The organism is Ancylobacter koreensis (assembly GCF_023016525.1).
In the GTDB taxonomy this organism is placed as follows: Bacteria; Pseudomonadota; Alphaproteobacteria; order Rhizobiales; family Xanthobacteraceae; genus Ancylobacter; species Ancylobacter koreensis.
Window position 1 is genome coordinate 59,962 of record NZ_JALKCG010000010.1, and the last position, 13,564, is coordinate 73,525.

Here is a 13,564-nt window from a genome sequence, read left to right on the forward strand (position 1 = left end):
CGTTCGATGGGCACGACGCCATGTCCCACATCGTCCCGACCGCTCACGAAGCGACCGGGGCGACTGCCGGAAGTCAGTACAAGGCGTAGTTGTTTGCCATGTCGAGATAGGGCGCCGCCTCGCCGAAGGCATCGACATTCAGCGCCATTTCCTCCGGCCCGCGCAATCCCGCCAGCACGATGAAATCGACAGCCCCGTCGCGGGAATAGGCGAAGACACGGAGCTGCACCGTATTTGATTTGCCGGCAAAGTTCGACGTCGCACCGGCGATGACCGTGTCCGCCAGAGCCGCCGGCGTGCCGCTGAAGCGCAGCAGCGTGCTGCGCACGGTCGGCACCGTGACCTCGTCGCCGGGATAGATCTGTGCGCCGGCGGAGCGATAAACTTTCACCCGGCTGGTCACCCGCCGCGTCCAGGGGCTGGCCCGGTCGGCCGAGACGCGCAGATAGGATTCGGTCTCCAGCACCGCCTCGTTCACCATGTCGTACATGGCGAGGTATTTCGGATAACCGTCGAGGCAGACATAGCGGCGCCCGCTTTCGAAGCCCTCCACCGCCACGCGCTCGGGCACATGCTCGGTGTCGTACCAGGCGTTGAATTCGTCCTCGAAGGCCGGCGGCGGCTGCATCAGGACGAGGAGGAAGCCTTTATTGCTCATGGTCACACTCCGGACTCAGGCGGGGCCGGCCTCGCGGCCGGCGAAATCGAGAACGAGCTCGGCGAAGCGCGCGGGCTGCTGGTAGGGCACGAAATGCGCCGCGCCTTCCATAACCGCGAGCTGCGCATGCTGCACGAGCGCCTTCACCGCTTCCGCGCGCTCCATCGGCAGCAGGACATCGTGGCGGCCCGGCACAAGAAGGGTCGGGCACGTCACGCGCGTGAAGGCCCGCGTCGCATCGGCCTGCGACGCCGCCAGCAGCGCCCAGGCATAGGAGGCCGGGTCCTGCGCGGCGAAACGATTCATGTAGCGCACATAGCGCTCGTCCTGCGGCTGTCCGAGGAAGGCACGCTCGACCGCGCTGGGCAGCACCGCCGCCATGCCGCCCGCGCGCACGGCGTCGGCGCGGTCCGCCAGCATCTGGCGAGCGGCGGGCGCACTGGCTGGGGTGGGATTGGCCAGAACGAGGCCGGCCACGGCCTCCGGACGGGTGGCGGCATAGACGCCGGCCGTCATCGTGCCGACCGCGCAGGCGACGATCACCACATTCCCGATTCGGAGGTCGCGCCGCACTTCATCGAGCGCGGACGCCTGCGCCTCAAGAGACACCGGCGCTGCGGGGCCGGGACTGCCGCCGGCGCCGGGCAGGTCGACGGCCAGCGTCGTCGCCCGCCCGTCGACGGCACGCACGAAATCGTCCCAGAAGGTGAGATCCGCGCCGAGCGGATGGATCAGCAGTAGCGCGGGATCGCGCCGGTCGCCGGTGAGCACATGGGAAAGCGGCTGCGCCATGATCGCCTAGCCCACGCCGAGCGGGCGGCCCGCCAGGAAATCGCCGACGGTTTCGGTAAACAGGCCGCTGCTCTCCAGCTGCATCATATGCGGCGCGCCTGGAAGCGTCGCGACACGGGCGCCGGGTATCGCCGCCGCCAACGCGGCAGAAGCCGCCGGCGAGGTCGCCGCGTCGTGTTCGCCGGCGACGACCAGCGTCGGCACATTGATAGCGCCGAGGCGCGCCAACGCGTCGAAACCGCTGATCGCCTGCCAACCTTCCGACCAGGCGCGCACGCTGTTGCCGCGCAGCCGCGCGCGAACGCGCTCGACCACAGGATTGCCGACGAAGCCGGGAGTAAACCAGCGCTCGATCGTCAGCGGCACGATGGATTCCATCCCGTCCCGCTCGGCGGCGAGGCCGCGCTCGCGCAGAGCGTCCCGCGCCTGTTCGGGAATGCCGCCGGGACAGCCGCACAGGATGAGGCGCGATACGCTGTCGGGATGATCGAGCGCAAGCGTCTGAGCGACCATGCCGCCGAAGGAGAGCCCCAGCACCGCCGGCCGGGCGAAGCCGTGCCGCCGGATCGCCCGGTGCACATCGGCCGCATAGGCCTCGATAGACGCCGCCCGCGGACCGAGCGGAGAACTGCCGAAGCCGCGCAGGTCGAGCCGCAGTACCCGGTGCGAATGGGCGAGGATCGCCGGCATCGGGCCCCAGAAGCTGTTGTCGAGACCGATGGGGTGAAGCAGAACCAGCTCCTCGCCGGAGCCTTCGACGATGCCGTGCAGATCGACCAGTTCCATGACGGGCGTACTCTTCAGGATGGTGTCGCGGCCAAAGTGAGCGCGCAGCGGCGTCCCAACAAATGTCGACTTGTCGCCTCGTCGAAGCGCTACGGCGATTTAATTCCGGCGCCACCGATCAAGTCAACACAAATAGTGTCGACAGATTTGGAGTCTCACCTCAAGGCTGTCAAGCGGACCACCGGATCCGCGCGCGTCGCCCGGAGACGCCGGCACCTTTTGCCGACCCGGCTTGCTGCGCCCGCTCTGGCCAGCCTAGAGTACGCCTCGCGGGACGTCATGCGCCGCAAGGTTGCCGCGCCGTCCAGCCCCGAATCACGACGTGAAAAACAAGTCCGCCACCCCCGCGACGATCACCATCAAGCATGTCGCCCAGCATGCGGGGGTTTCGCTCGGCACCGTCTCGCGCGTGCTGAACCGCGCCGGAAATGTCGATGCGGCGCTGCGCCGGCGCGTCGAGGAGGCGATCCTCGATCTCGGCTATGAGCCCAACCCCGTCGCCCAGAGCCTGCGTTCGCGCCAGAGCCGCGTCATCGGCGTGCTCATGCCGGACATACAGAACCCGCTCACCGCCGCCGCCGTGACGGGCCTCGAACCGGTGCTGGCGCGGGCCGGCTACACGCTGTTCCTCGCCAACTCGCATTCCGACCGCGAGCGCGAGAGCGACGTGCTGGAGCAGTTCAAGCGGAGGCGCGTCGACGGCGTCATCGTCATGGTGGCGAACGACAATGACGAGGCGACCCGCGCCCAGCTGCGCGATTTCTCCGTGCCGCTCGTCATGATGGAACGCGTCATCGACCTCGACGTCGACTGCGTGCTGACCAACCAGTATGACGGCACCTACCGCGCCACCCGCTACCTGCTGGGACTCGGCCATCGCCGCATCAGCCTCATCACCGTGCCGGCGATCACCCATTCGGGGCGCGAGCGGCTGCGCGGATTCGAGGCCGCCTTCGGCGATCTCGGCGTCGAGGTGCCGCGCGATCTGATCCATTCCGAGGGCCGCCAGCATCCCTATGGGCGCGACGCCGCCTATTCCTCGCTGATCGGCCGCGAGCCGGCAACCGCGATCGTCGCCAGCGGCGGGCATCTGGCCGGCGTCATCGAGGCGGTGCGCCTGCTCAATCTCAGCGTGCCCCAGCATCTGTCACTGGTCACGCTCGGCGACACCGAGCTGGCCGCACTCATCGAGCCGCCGATCACTGCCATCCGCTACGACTGGCCGGCGACGGGACGCTGCGCAGCGGAACTGCTGCTGGACCAGCTTTCCGGCGGCCATGGCGCCACACGCCAGCGCATCATCGTGACCCACGAATTCATCATCCGCGGCTCCTGCGCGCCGCCGAAGGCGAGCGCCCCGCGCACCGTCTAGCCTCGCCCATCCGCGCACGCCGCCTGCCGACGGCATCTCGCATTTCAGTGATGAACCGTTTCATTTCTTTCTTGCCACATCGTTTCGCGCAGCATATCGTCTTCCCAATTCGACCTGCACAGACAGGTTCAGGACGTCGCCGGCGGTCATCGGCTCCAGCCGATTCCGAACAGTGCGACGCCGCTCAGGAGGAAAACATGCCCCAGCCTGGAGAGCCGCGCTGCCGCGCGGTCGTGCGCGCGCTCATTGTCGGACAGTTTCACCCGGCGTTCCGCCACCCGCCCCGTTCGCGGGCGGCCGACGCTTGGGCCGGCGGCGCCATCCCGGTCGCGCCGCGCCCCGGACGCCCGCCCGCTTCCCGCGCGGACGCCTTTCGCCATGGCGCTTCCCGCCCGGCCGCTTCCCACCACGTCCCCTTCCGCCGCTTCCCTTCCGCTGCCAAAGAGCTCGTTTCCCATGCTTGATGTCTCTCGCTCCGCCGCGCATCTCGCGCGCCAAGGCAACGGCCACGCCGGCGCGGCGCCGTTTCTGCGCGTCGCCGGCATCGACAAGCATTTCGGCAGCTTCCAGGCGCTGTCCAATGTGACGCTGGATGTCGAGGCGGGCGAGTTCGTCTGCTTTCTCGGCCCGTCCGGATGCGGCAAGTCCACGCTTCTGCGCATCATCGCCGGCCTGGAGCGCCAGAACGCCGGCACCATACACAGCCTCGACCAGGACATTTCCGACCTGCCCCCGGCGCAGCGGCAGTTCGGCATCTTGTTCCAGTCCTATGCGCTGTTCCCCAATCTCAACGTGCGGGAAAACATCGTCTATGGGCTGCGCAACCGGCAGCTTCCCGCTTCGGAAATCGATTCCCGGCTGCATGAGCTTCTCGAACTCATCGACCTGAAGGGCTCCGAGAAGAAGTATCCCGCCCAGCTTTCCGGCGGCCAGCAGCAGCGCGTCGCGCTCGCCCGCGCCATCGCGCCCTCCCCGCGGCTCCTGCTGCTCGACGAGCCGCTGAGCGCACTCGACGCCAAGGTGCGCGTGCACCTGCGCCAGCAGATCCGCGACCTGCAGCGGCGTCTAGGCCTCACCACCATCATGGTGACGCACGACCAGGAAGAAGCGCTCAGCATGGCCGACCGGGTCGTGGCGATGCGTGACGGCGAGGTCGAGCAGATCGGCACGCCGACCGCCATCTACCACACGCCGCGCAGCCTGTTCGTCGCCGGCTTCGTCGGCAAGATGAACATCTTTCCCGGCCACGTGAAGGCGGGCCGGCTCACGGTCGGCAGCCTCGCCTTCCCGGTTCCGGCGCCCTACGACACGCCCGAGAACCAGGGCGACGTGCTGGCCTGCCTGCGGCCCGAGCAGGTGCGGCTGTGCGCGCCGGACGCCACTGCGTCGGGCGAGATCCTGCCGGCGCAGGTGACGCATCTCGAGTTCCTCGGCTCCTTCTGGCGCGCCAGTCTCATTGTGCCGGCGCTGGGCAATGCCGAGATGTCCGCCGACCTGTCGAGCCGTGACATGGCCGACCTGCCGGTCGCGGTAGGCGATCACGTCGGCGTCTGCCTGCCGCGCGAGCGCTTCGCCGTGTTCCCGCTCGCCCAGTCGGGCCAGATCCGCGAGGCGGCGCGCTCATGACCGATCTCACCACACGGCACCTTCCCGCCCTGCGCCCGATGATCGAATGGGAGCGGATCACCCGGCTCGTCGCCGGCGCGGCGATGCTGGCGATCGCCCTCATCATCATCGTGCTGCCGCTCTACGCGCTGCTGTCGCAGAGCTTCGAGGACCATCGGGGCAATTTCATCGGCCTGGCCAATTTCGTCGGCTACGCAAAGGACCCGATCCTGCGTCAGTCGGTGATCAACAGCCTGTGGGTCGCCAGCCTCACCGTCGCGCTCGTGGTGCCGCTCGGCTTCCTCTATTCCTACGCGCTGACCCGAAGCTGCATGCCGCTGAAAGGCGTGTTCAAGGGCATCGCGCTGCTGCCGATCCTGGCGCCCTCGCTGCTGCCGGCCATCGCCCTCATCTACATCTTCGGCAATCAGGGCTACCTGAAATGGCTGATGTTCGGCCACACCATCTATGGCCCCGTCGGCATCATCATGGCGCAGGTCTTCCACTGCCTGCCCTTCGTCGTGCTCATCATGACGACCGCACTGGGGACCGCCGATGCGCGCCTGTATGAAGCCGCCGAGACGCTGAACACCTCGCGCTGGCGCATCTTCTGGACGATCACCTTCCCGGGCGTGCGCTACGGCCTGATCAACGCCAGCTTCGTTGTGTTCACGACGGCCATCGTCGACTTCGGCATCGCCAAGGTCATCGGGGGCAAGTTCAACATGCTGGCGGTCGACGTCTACCGGCAGATCATCGGCCAGGCGAATTTCCAAATGGGCGCGGTGATCGGCGTGATCCTGCTGCTGCCGGCGGTGCTGACTTTCGTGGTCGAGCGCATCACCTACAAGCATCAGACCTCGCAGCTCACCTCGCGGGCGGTCATGCTCCAGCCCAAGCCCTCGAAGCGCTTCGACCGGCTGATGCTTGCCGTGGTGGCGGTGCTCGCCTTGCCGATCCTCGGCATCATCGGCACGGCGATCTTCGCCTCCTTCGTGACGCTGTGGCCGTACAATCTCTCGCTGTCGTTCAACAACTTCAATTTCGGCGCCTTCGATCCCGGCGGCTGGCTGTCCTACTGGAACAGCGTCGAGATGGCGGCATGGACGGCGCTGTTCGGCACGGTGATGGCCTTCTGCGGCGCCTATCTCACCGAGAAGCACCGCAAGGGCTCGCGCGTCCTGCTCGGCTACCACATCGTGGCGATGGTGCCGCTCGCGGTGCCCGGCATCGTGCTCGGCCTCGGCTACGTGTTCTTCTTCAACATGCCGAGCAACCCGCTCAACGTGATCTACGGCACCATGGCGATCATGGTGATGTGCACCATCGGCCACTACTACACGGTGCCGCACCTGATGGCGCTGACCGCGCTGAAGCAGATCGACAACGAGTTCGAGGCGGCCTCGCAGGCGCTCGGCGTGTCGTTCTGGACCACGCTGTGGAGGGTGACGATCCCGATCTCGATCCCCGCCATCATCGACATCGCCACCTTCTTCTTCGTCAACGCGATGACCACGGTCGCCGGCGTCATCTTCATCTACGCCTCGACGACCAAGGTCGCCTCCATCGCCGTGGTCGCGCTCAACGACACGGGCGACGACGGCGCGGCCTGCGCCATGGCGATGATGATCCTCTACACCTCGGTCGGCGTGAAGCTGCTTCAGGTGGTGGTGACCAAGCTCCTGCTTCGCAGCCAGCAGGAATGGCGCACCAACCTGCGGGAAGCCTGACGTTCCGCCAGTGCTCCACCGGACCGACCTTGCGACCGCAAACCTTTGAGACAAATATGAATCGTTTCACACGCCCTCCTTTCCGCGGCCCGCTGTCCGGCCTGAAGGTGATCGAGCTGGGATCCGACATCTCCCTCGCCTTCGGCGCCCGCCTGCTCGCCGACCTCGGCGCCGAGGTGATCAAGGTCGAGGCGCCGGCCGGCGACCCGCTGCGCCGCGAGGCGCCGCTGACGCCGGGCGGCGAGAGCGCGCTCTTCGCCTACCTCAACCGCGGCAAGGCGCTGGTGAGCATCGACGGCGGGACAGCGGATGGCTGGCAGCTCCTCGGCGATCTCGCCGGGCAGTCCGACCTCGTGCTGTCGACCGATGACGCCGTGCGCGGTGCGGAGCCCGACTGGGCCCAGCGCCCTGCCACGCTCGTCGTGTCGGCGCAGGGGCTTTCCGGTCCGTCGACCGGGCGCCCCACCTCCTCCTTCATCCAGCAGCACGCTTCCGGCTTCGCCTTCCACCAGGCGAGCCCTGTCACCGATCCCGAAGCCACCCCGCCGGTCGGCTGCGCGGACTGGGAGGGCGATATGGCCGGCGGTCTCGTCGTCGCCATCGCCGCGTTGTGGGCCCTTGAGGCGGCCGCCGGCGCGCGACCCGGCCCGCTGGTCGACCTCTCGCATGAGGATCTGCTCGTCTACATGCTGGTCGAGCCCTTCGCCGACTGGCAGGCCGGCATGGACGTGACCGACCGCCGGCGCGACCCGGCCAAGGGCCTGACCATCGCCGGCGGGCTCGTCTGGTACCTGCCCTGCGCGGACGGCGCGGTAATGGTCTCTCCGCGCGAGGATCATCAATGGGCGCGCTGGTGCGAGGTCATGGGCAGCCCCGACTGGACCCGCGACGCCGAACTGTGCGGCGACCGCGTGGTGCGCACGAACAATGCCGCAAAGCTTCAGGAACTGATGGCCCGCTGGTCGGTGACCCAGCGCAACCGCGACGTCGTCGAGGCCGCCAAGCAGGCCCGCGTCGCCTGCTTCCCGGTGAGCACCCCGCGCGACCTGATCGAGAACGTCCAGCTCCGCTCGCGCCGGTTCTTCGACGACATCCGTTTCACCGATGGCACCGTGCTGCCCATGCCGTCCCTGCCGTTCCGTTTCGTCAGCCAGCGCGGCGAGGAGCTCGCGCGCGGCGGCGAAACACCGGCACCCGGCCGTCCCGATGACGGCCGCGATCTTCTCGCCACCCTGCTCGCCGCCCGCGACGGCTCGGCCGAGCGCAGCGCCGTGGGAGGCCTGTGATGAACCCGCTCGCCCTCGAAGGCATCCGCATCGTCGATTTCAGTTGGGTCATGGCGGGGCCCATGACCACCAAGATGCTCGGCGCGATGGGCGCCGAGGTGATCAAGATTGAATCCTCGACCCGGCCGGAATTCTCCGTCCGCGACGGCATGTTCTCGGTCATCAACAACAACAAGAAGAGCTGCACGCTCAACATCACCACGCCCGAAGGGCAGGAGATGATCCGAGACCTCGTGCGCTCCAGCCATGTGGTGGTGGAGAACTTTTCCTCGCGCGTGCTGGTCAAGTACGGCCTGTCCTACGAGACGCTGCGCGAGATCAAGCCGGACATCATCTTCGTCTCCGCTTCCGGCATGGGACGGACAGGGCCGGAGAAGGACCTGCTGGCCTATGGTTCGCTGCTGCAGGGCTATAGCGGGCGCGTCGGCATGATCGGCGAGCCGAACCCGGCGCTGGAGGCAATGGGCATCCTGCCGGCCTGGACCGACCCGATCACCGCGCTGTGGGAGACCACCGCCATCCTCGCGGCCATCCGCCATTGGCGACAGACCGGAGAGGGCGCCTATGTCGACCTCTCCATGCTGGAGGCCACGGTCGCGCTGCTGCCGGAGGCGCTGCTGCACGCCGCGCTCGGCCGCGACGTAGCCGAGCCGCGCAGCACCACCGAGACCGGGGCGGCCCCCTCGGGATGCTTCCGCTGCGCCGGCGACGACCAGTGGCTGGCGATTTCGGTGCGCACTGACGACGAGTGGCGCGGCCTGTGCCGCGTGATGGCCGATGCGGATCTGGACGGCCAGCCCTTCGCCGCGACCGCCGAAGCGCGCCTCGCCGCCAAGGAGGAGATCAACGCCCGTGTCGCCGCCTGGCTGCGTGGGCGCGATGCACGCACCGTCGAGGCGGCGCTGCACGCCGAGGGCGTGCCGGCCTCGCGCTCGCGCCACATGGCCGAGATCGTCGCCGATCCGCATATGCGCGAGCGCGCCATGTTCCGCGAGATCGACGGCCGGGTGGAGATGGCCACCCTGCCCTGGCTGGCCGAGGACAACTGGCGCGGCGCGTTCAGCCCGACGCCGGCCATCGGGCAGGACAATGACTATGTGTTCGGCACGCTTCTCGGCCTCTCCGCCGAACGTCGCGCCGCGCTCGCAGAGGCCGGGACGATCCGCTGAGACGGCCCCCGGCGACCACGTTCAACCAGAGACCCGCCTCAAGGCGGGCGCAGGGTAATGGAAACAAGGAGGAAATGATGCGTAGGTTTGCTTGCTTGCTATCGACCACCGCAGCGGCGCTCGTGGTGGGCCTCATCGCCCCCGTCGCGGCGAAGACCCAGCTCACCGTCTATTCGACGCTGCAGAAGGAAGTGCTGACGCCGTATGAGCAGGCGTTCGAGAAGGCGCATCCGGACATCGACATCACCTGGGTGCGCGACGCCGGCGGCGTCATCCACGCCCGCCTGCTCGCCGAGCGCGACAACCCGCGTGCCGACGTGCTGTTCGGCGTGCCGGTGACGAACATCGTCTCGCTCGCCCGCGACGGGCTGATCGAGCCGTATGCGCCCAAGGACTACATGCAGCTCCAGCCGATGTTCCGCGACAAGAACAACCCGCCCATGTGGACGGGGCTGGAGATGTATCTGAACATCGTGTGCTTCAACACGGTGGAGGCCGAAAAGCGCGGCATTCCCAAGCCGACCAAATGGACCGATCTGGCGGACCCCGTCTACAAGGGCCAGATCGCCATGCCGAACCCCACCATGAGCAACACCGGCTATGGCTACGTGCATAGCTGGATCCAGAAGATGGGCGACAAGCAGGCCTGGGACTTCCTGGACAAGCTGCACCAGAACGTCTCGGTCTACACCAACTCGTCCTCGACCCCCTGCAAATATGCGGCGACGGGAGAGTATGTCATCGGCCTCTCGACCGACCTGACCGGCCCGTTCCTCAAGACCAAGGGCGCGCCGATCGACCTGCTGGTGCCGAGCGACGAGACGGCGTGGGACATCGAGTCGACCGCCATGGTGAAGGGCAGCCGCAACCCGGAAGCCGCCAAGGTCCTCATCGACTGGGGCGCGAGCCGTGAAGCGCACGAGTTGTTCAACAAGTATTACGGCTCTGTCGGCATGGACGGCATCAATGGCGGCCCGCCGAACTCGATCCCGGACGGTGGAAAGAAGGCGCAGGACTACAGCGTCGAATGGTCGATCGACAACCGCACGCCGATCCTGACCGAATGGGCCAAGCGCTACGATTCCAAGTCCGAGCCGAAGTCCAACTGAGCCGCGACACGCGTCACGGAAGAGAAGTCGAGGACCCCGGCGCGCCGGGGTCCTTTTCTATGGAATGAAAGGGAGTGCAGCCCCATGAGCAGGGACGGGGACGAGATCGACGCCTTCCTGCGCTCGCGCGAGGCCCGCCCGCACTGGGGCGCGATACCGCCCGAACGGCGCCCGCACGACCTGGCCGAGGGCTACCGGCTGCAGCACCGCATCCATGCCGCCCTCGCCGCACGGGGCACCACCCATGCCGGCTACAAGATCGGCTGCACCTCGGCCGCCGGCCAGCGCGGCTTTGGCCTCGACGAGCCGATCTATGCCGGCATGTTCGAGACCACGCGCGCCACCAGCCTGCGCGAGGCGCTCGCCGTGCCCCTTCTGGCGCCGATGATCGAATGCGAGATCGCCTTCGTCATGCGCGCAACGCTCGATGACGGGGCGGACCTCTCCGACGCTGCGCTCACCGATGCCATAGCCAGCGCGCATCTCGCCTGCGAGGTCGTCGACGCGCGCTATGGGGTGCCGCCCGCCGAGATCGGCGCGCCGACGCTGCTGACCGACGATTTCCTGCATGTGCGCTTCATGCTCGGTCCGCCCGTGCCGGGCTGGCGCGCTCTCCCGCTGGAGGCGCTTGCCGGCGCCATCGAGATCGACGGCACCCTCCATCCCGGCAACACCGCCGAGGTGCTGAGCCCGTTCGCGGCGCTGCGCTGGCTGGTGACGAAGCTCGCGAGCAACGGCCAGCGGCTGGAGGCCGGCATGACCGTTCTCACCGGCTCGCTGGTTCCCCCGACCCCGATCAAACTGCCCGCCCGCCATGTGGCGATATGGGCGGAAGGCTTCGGCCGGCTGGACCTCGCCGGCTGACTCCCCTCAAAGCGCGAAGGCCGGCGACTTCGCGGGATAGCCCGCCAGCACGGCCAGCACATTGTCGGCGCAAAGCCGCCAGGCGGACTGGCGGGCCTCCACCGTGCAGCCCGCCATGTGCGGCGAGAGCACGACATTCGGCAAGGCGAGCAACGCGGACGGCACCAGCGGCTCGAACTCGAAGACGTCGAGGCAGGCGCCGCCGAGATGGCCGCTCGCCAGCGCCGCCAGCAGATCGTCGTTCTTCACCACCGGGCCACGCGCGACATTGATGAGGATGGCGCCCTTCTTCATCCGCACCAGCCGCTCCGCATTGATGAGATGGCGCGTGGAGGCGTTGAGGGGGCAATGCAGCCCCACCACGTCGGAGGTCGCCAACAGATCGTCCAGCGGCAGCCAGCCTTCCTCGCCGGTATCAGCCGGCGAATGGTGGACAACCTCCATGCCGAAGGCGCGCACGCGCTGCGCCGTCTGCCGGCCGATGCTGCCATAGCCGACGACGCCGTAGCGCTTGCCGGCGAGCGACACGCCGTCCCAGCGCCCGCCCGGCATCCAGCCCTCCTGCGCCCAGCGGCCGGAGCGCACATAGGCGTCCGCCTCGACCAGCCGTCGCGTCAGCGCCAGCAGCATGCCGACCGCGTGGGTCGCGGTATCGGCGGAGTAGCTGTCGGGGCAGTTCGTGCCGATCACGCCACGTGCCCGCATCGCCGCCACGTCCATATTGTCGAAGCCGGCGGAAGCGTTGGCCACGACCTTCAGGCGCGGCGCAGCAGCGAGGAGTTCGGCGTCGATGCGCAGTTCGTTCTGGTTGATGATGGCGGTCGCGTCGGCGAGATGCGCGAAGACCTCCTCCCGGCTCATCGCCTTCGCCACGTCGGCACCGCGGATGACGGTCGCGACCTGCCCGATCTCGGCGACCAGTTCGTCCGGGAGGCGGCTTGTGATGATCACGGTTGCGGAGGTCATGAGCCCTCTCCTCACGCCGCCGCGCCGAGCGACGGCACCGGCGCCAGCACCTCGGGTGTAAGCTGGCGCAGGCTGGTGACGCCGAGCAGTCCCATGGCGCGGTCGATCTCGTCGCGGAACAGCTCCAGCACATGGGCGACGCCCGCCTCGCCGCCGACCGACAGCGCCCAGAGATAGGGCCGCGCGATGAAGCAGGCAGTGGCCCCCAGCGCGAGTGCCTTCACCACATCGGTGCCGCGCCGCACGCCGCCATCCAGCAGCACCGGGATGCGCCCGTCGACGGCGTGCACCACGCCCGGCAGCGCCTCGATGGAGCTCACCGCATGGTCGAGCTGGCGTCCGCCGTGATTGGAGACGATCACCCCGTCCATGCCGCGCGCCACCGCCTCGGCCGCCTCGGCGGGATGCAGCACGCCCTTGAGGATGAGCGGCCCCTTCCACACACGACGCAGTTCGTCGACATCCGCCCACGTCATGGCCGGATCGAACATGTCGTGCATGCGCGCCGCCAGCGTGCGGATATCGGAGGGCTGCCCCTCGCGCCGGTAATTGCCGAAGGTCAGCGTCGGCAGCTCGCGGCCCATGCGCAGCAGCCAGGGCAGCTTGGTCGCCATGGCCAGCGTATCCGCGAGGCCGAAGCGCGGGGGAATGGTGAAGCCGTTGCGCAGGTCGCGGTCGCGCTTGCCGTGAAGCTGGTTGTCCAGCGTCAGCACCAGCGCCTTGTAACCCGCCTGCGCGGCGCGCTCGGTGAGCTCGCGGGTGAAGCCGCGGTCGCGATAGACGAAGACCTGCATCAGCCGGTTCGGCGCGCCGGTGGCGGCGATGTCTTCCAGCGTGCAGACGGAACCGTGGCTGGCGCAATAGGCGGTGCCGGCATTGTTGGCGGCACGCACCGCCAGCGTCTCGGCGCCCGGCCAGAACAGGCCGGCAAGGCCGGTCGGGCCGATCATGACCGGCATGGACAGGTCCATGCCGAACAAGCGCAGAGACTGGTCGCGCACCGGCGCGCCGTCGAGCGGGCGCGGCAGAAAGGCGTAGCGCCCGAATGCCGCCTCGTTGCGCCGCAGGGTGTATTCGTCCTCGGCCCCGCCGTCGGAGAAGTCGAACACCGCGCGCGGCAGCGCCCGCCGCGCCATGAGGCGCAGGGCCGGCACGCTGATCGCCTCGCGCCGCAGCCGGTCGGCAAGTACCGGCCCGGCCGGAGGATGGTTGCTGGGTGACATGGAA

12 protein-coding genes are annotated in these 13,564 nt (G+C 68.3%); 7 read left to right on the forward strand and 5 right to left on the reverse strand.

What is annotated here, in order from left to right; translation table 11 throughout:
• Positions 1-73: 73 nt before the first annotated feature.
• From MWN33_RS18065 to MWN33_RS18075, 3 genes are read right to left on the reverse strand one after another with little or no spacing between them, the layout of a single operon-like run.
• Positions 74-658 carry a DUF4286 family protein gene (locus tag MWN33_RS18065; protein ID WP_247202448.1) on the reverse strand — a complete coding sequence of 195 codons (585 nt, stop codon included), beginning with the start codon at positions 656-658 and terminating at the stop codon, positions 74-76.
• 15 nt (positions 659-673) lie between these two features.
• Complete coding sequence (locus tag MWN33_RS18070; RefSeq protein ID WP_247202449.1) at positions 674-1,450, reverse strand: alpha/beta fold hydrolase; 777 nt, start codon at positions 1,448-1,450, stop codon at positions 674-676.
• A 6-nt stretch (positions 1,451-1,456) separates the two neighbouring features.
• A complete protein-coding gene (locus tag MWN33_RS18075) occupies positions 1,457-2,236 on the reverse strand; it encodes an alpha/beta fold hydrolase (protein ID WP_247202450.1) in 780 nt (259 codons plus the stop codon).
• 322 nt (positions 2,237-2,558) lie between these two features.
• Here MWN33_RS18075 and MWN33_RS18080 point away from each other — a divergent pair, with 322 nt between their 5' ends.
• The 7 genes from MWN33_RS18080 (at position 2,559) to MWN33_RS18110 (ending at position 11,371) form a co-directional block, all read left to right on the forward strand.
• Positions 2,559-3,608: a LacI family DNA-binding transcriptional regulator gene (locus MWN33_RS18080; protein ID WP_247202451.1), complete on the forward strand. Its 1,050-nt coding sequence runs from the start codon at positions 2,559-2,561 to the stop codon at positions 3,606-3,608.
• Positions 3,609-4,064: 456 nt separating this feature from the next.
• Positions 4,065-5,234, forward strand: coding sequence for a putative 2-aminoethylphosphonate ABC transporter ATP-binding protein (locus MWN33_RS18085; protein WP_247202452.1), 1,170 nt, complete (start codon positions 4,065-4,067; stop codon positions 5,232-5,234).
• Positions 5,231-6,943, forward strand: coding sequence for a putative 2-aminoethylphosphonate ABC transporter permease subunit (locus MWN33_RS18090; RefSeq protein WP_247202453.1), 1,713 nt, complete (start codon positions 5,231-5,233; stop codon positions 6,941-6,943). The genes MWN33_RS18085 and MWN33_RS18090 overlap by 4 nt, the downstream gene beginning before the upstream one ends.
• Positions 6,944-6,999: 56 nt before the next feature.
• Positions 7,000-8,229, forward strand: a complete 1,230-nt coding sequence (locus tag MWN33_RS18095; protein WP_247202454.1) for a CoA transferase — start codon at positions 7,000-7,002, stop codon at positions 8,227-8,229.
• Positions 8,229-9,398: a CaiB/BaiF CoA transferase family protein gene (locus tag MWN33_RS18100; protein ID WP_247202455.1), complete on the forward strand. Its 1,170-nt coding sequence runs from the start codon at positions 8,229-8,231 to the stop codon at positions 9,396-9,398. The genes MWN33_RS18095 and MWN33_RS18100 overlap by 1 nt, the downstream gene beginning before the upstream one ends.
• Before the next feature lie 95 nt (positions 9,399-9,493).
• The gene (locus tag MWN33_RS18105; protein ID WP_247202456.1) at positions 9,494-10,507 is read left to right on the forward strand and encodes an extracellular solute-binding protein; all 1,014 of its coding nucleotides are present in this window, start codon (positions 9,494-9,496) and stop codon (positions 10,505-10,507) included.
• Positions 10,508-10,591: 84 nt separating this feature from the next.
• The gene (locus tag MWN33_RS18110) at positions 10,592-11,371 is read left to right on the forward strand and encodes a 2-keto-4-pentenoate hydratase (protein ID WP_247202457.1); all 780 of its coding nucleotides are present in this window, start codon (positions 10,592-10,594) and stop codon (positions 11,369-11,371) included.
• Positions 11,372-11,377: 6 nt separating this feature from the next.
• Here MWN33_RS18110 and MWN33_RS18115 read toward each other — a convergent pair whose 3' ends face one another.
• Positions 11,378-12,337 carry a 2-hydroxyacid dehydrogenase gene (locus MWN33_RS18115; protein WP_247202458.1) on the reverse strand — a complete coding sequence of 320 codons (960 nt, stop codon included), beginning with the start codon at positions 12,335-12,337 and terminating at the stop codon, positions 11,378-11,380.
• An 11-nt stretch (positions 12,338-12,348) separates the two neighbouring features.
• Entirely contained in the window at positions 12,349-13,560 is a 1,212-nt protein-coding gene (locus MWN33_RS18120; protein WP_247202459.1) for an alpha-hydroxy acid oxidase, read from the reverse strand.
• Positions 13,561-13,564 lie beyond the last annotated feature (4 nt).

Bases quoted from the DNA above. Each gene is read 5' to 3' on its own strand.
- MWN33_RS18085 (WP_247202452.1), top strand. From the start codon at position 4,065: ATGCTTGATGTCTCTCGCTCCGCCGCGCATCTCGCGCGCCAAGGCAAC.
- MWN33_RS18100 (WP_247202455.1), top strand. From the start codon at position 8,229: ATGAACCCGCTCGCCCTCGAAGGCATCCGCATCGTCGATTTCAGTTGG.
- MWN33_RS18115 (WP_247202458.1), bottom strand. From the start codon at position 12,337: ATGACCTCCGCAACCGTGATCATCACAAGCCGCCTCCCGGACGAACTG.
- MWN33_RS18120 (WP_247202459.1), bottom strand. From the start codon at position 13,560: ATGTCACCCAGCAACCATCCTCCGGCCGGGCCGGTACTTGCCGACCGG.
- MWN33_RS18095 (WP_247202454.1), top strand. From the start codon at position 7,000: ATGAATCGTTTCACACGCCCTCCTTTCCGCGGCCCGCTGTCCGGCCTG.
- MWN33_RS18110 (WP_247202457.1), top strand. From the start codon at position 10,592: ATGAGCAGGGACGGGGACGAGATCGACGCCTTCCTGCGCTCGCGCGAG.
- MWN33_RS18075 (WP_247202450.1), bottom strand. From the start codon at position 2,236: ATGGAACTGGTCGATCTGCACGGCATCGTCGAAGGCTCCGGCGAGGAG.
- MWN33_RS18090 (WP_247202453.1), top strand. From the start codon at position 5,231: ATGACCGATCTCACCACACGGCACCTTCCCGCCCTGCGCCCGATGATC.
- MWN33_RS18070 (WP_247202449.1), bottom strand. From the start codon at position 1,450: ATGGCGCAGCCGCTTTCCCATGTGCTCACCGGCGACCGGCGCGATCCC.
- MWN33_RS18065 (WP_247202448.1), bottom strand. From the start codon at position 658: ATGAGCAATAAAGGCTTCCTCCTCGTCCTGATGCAGCCGCCGCCGGCC.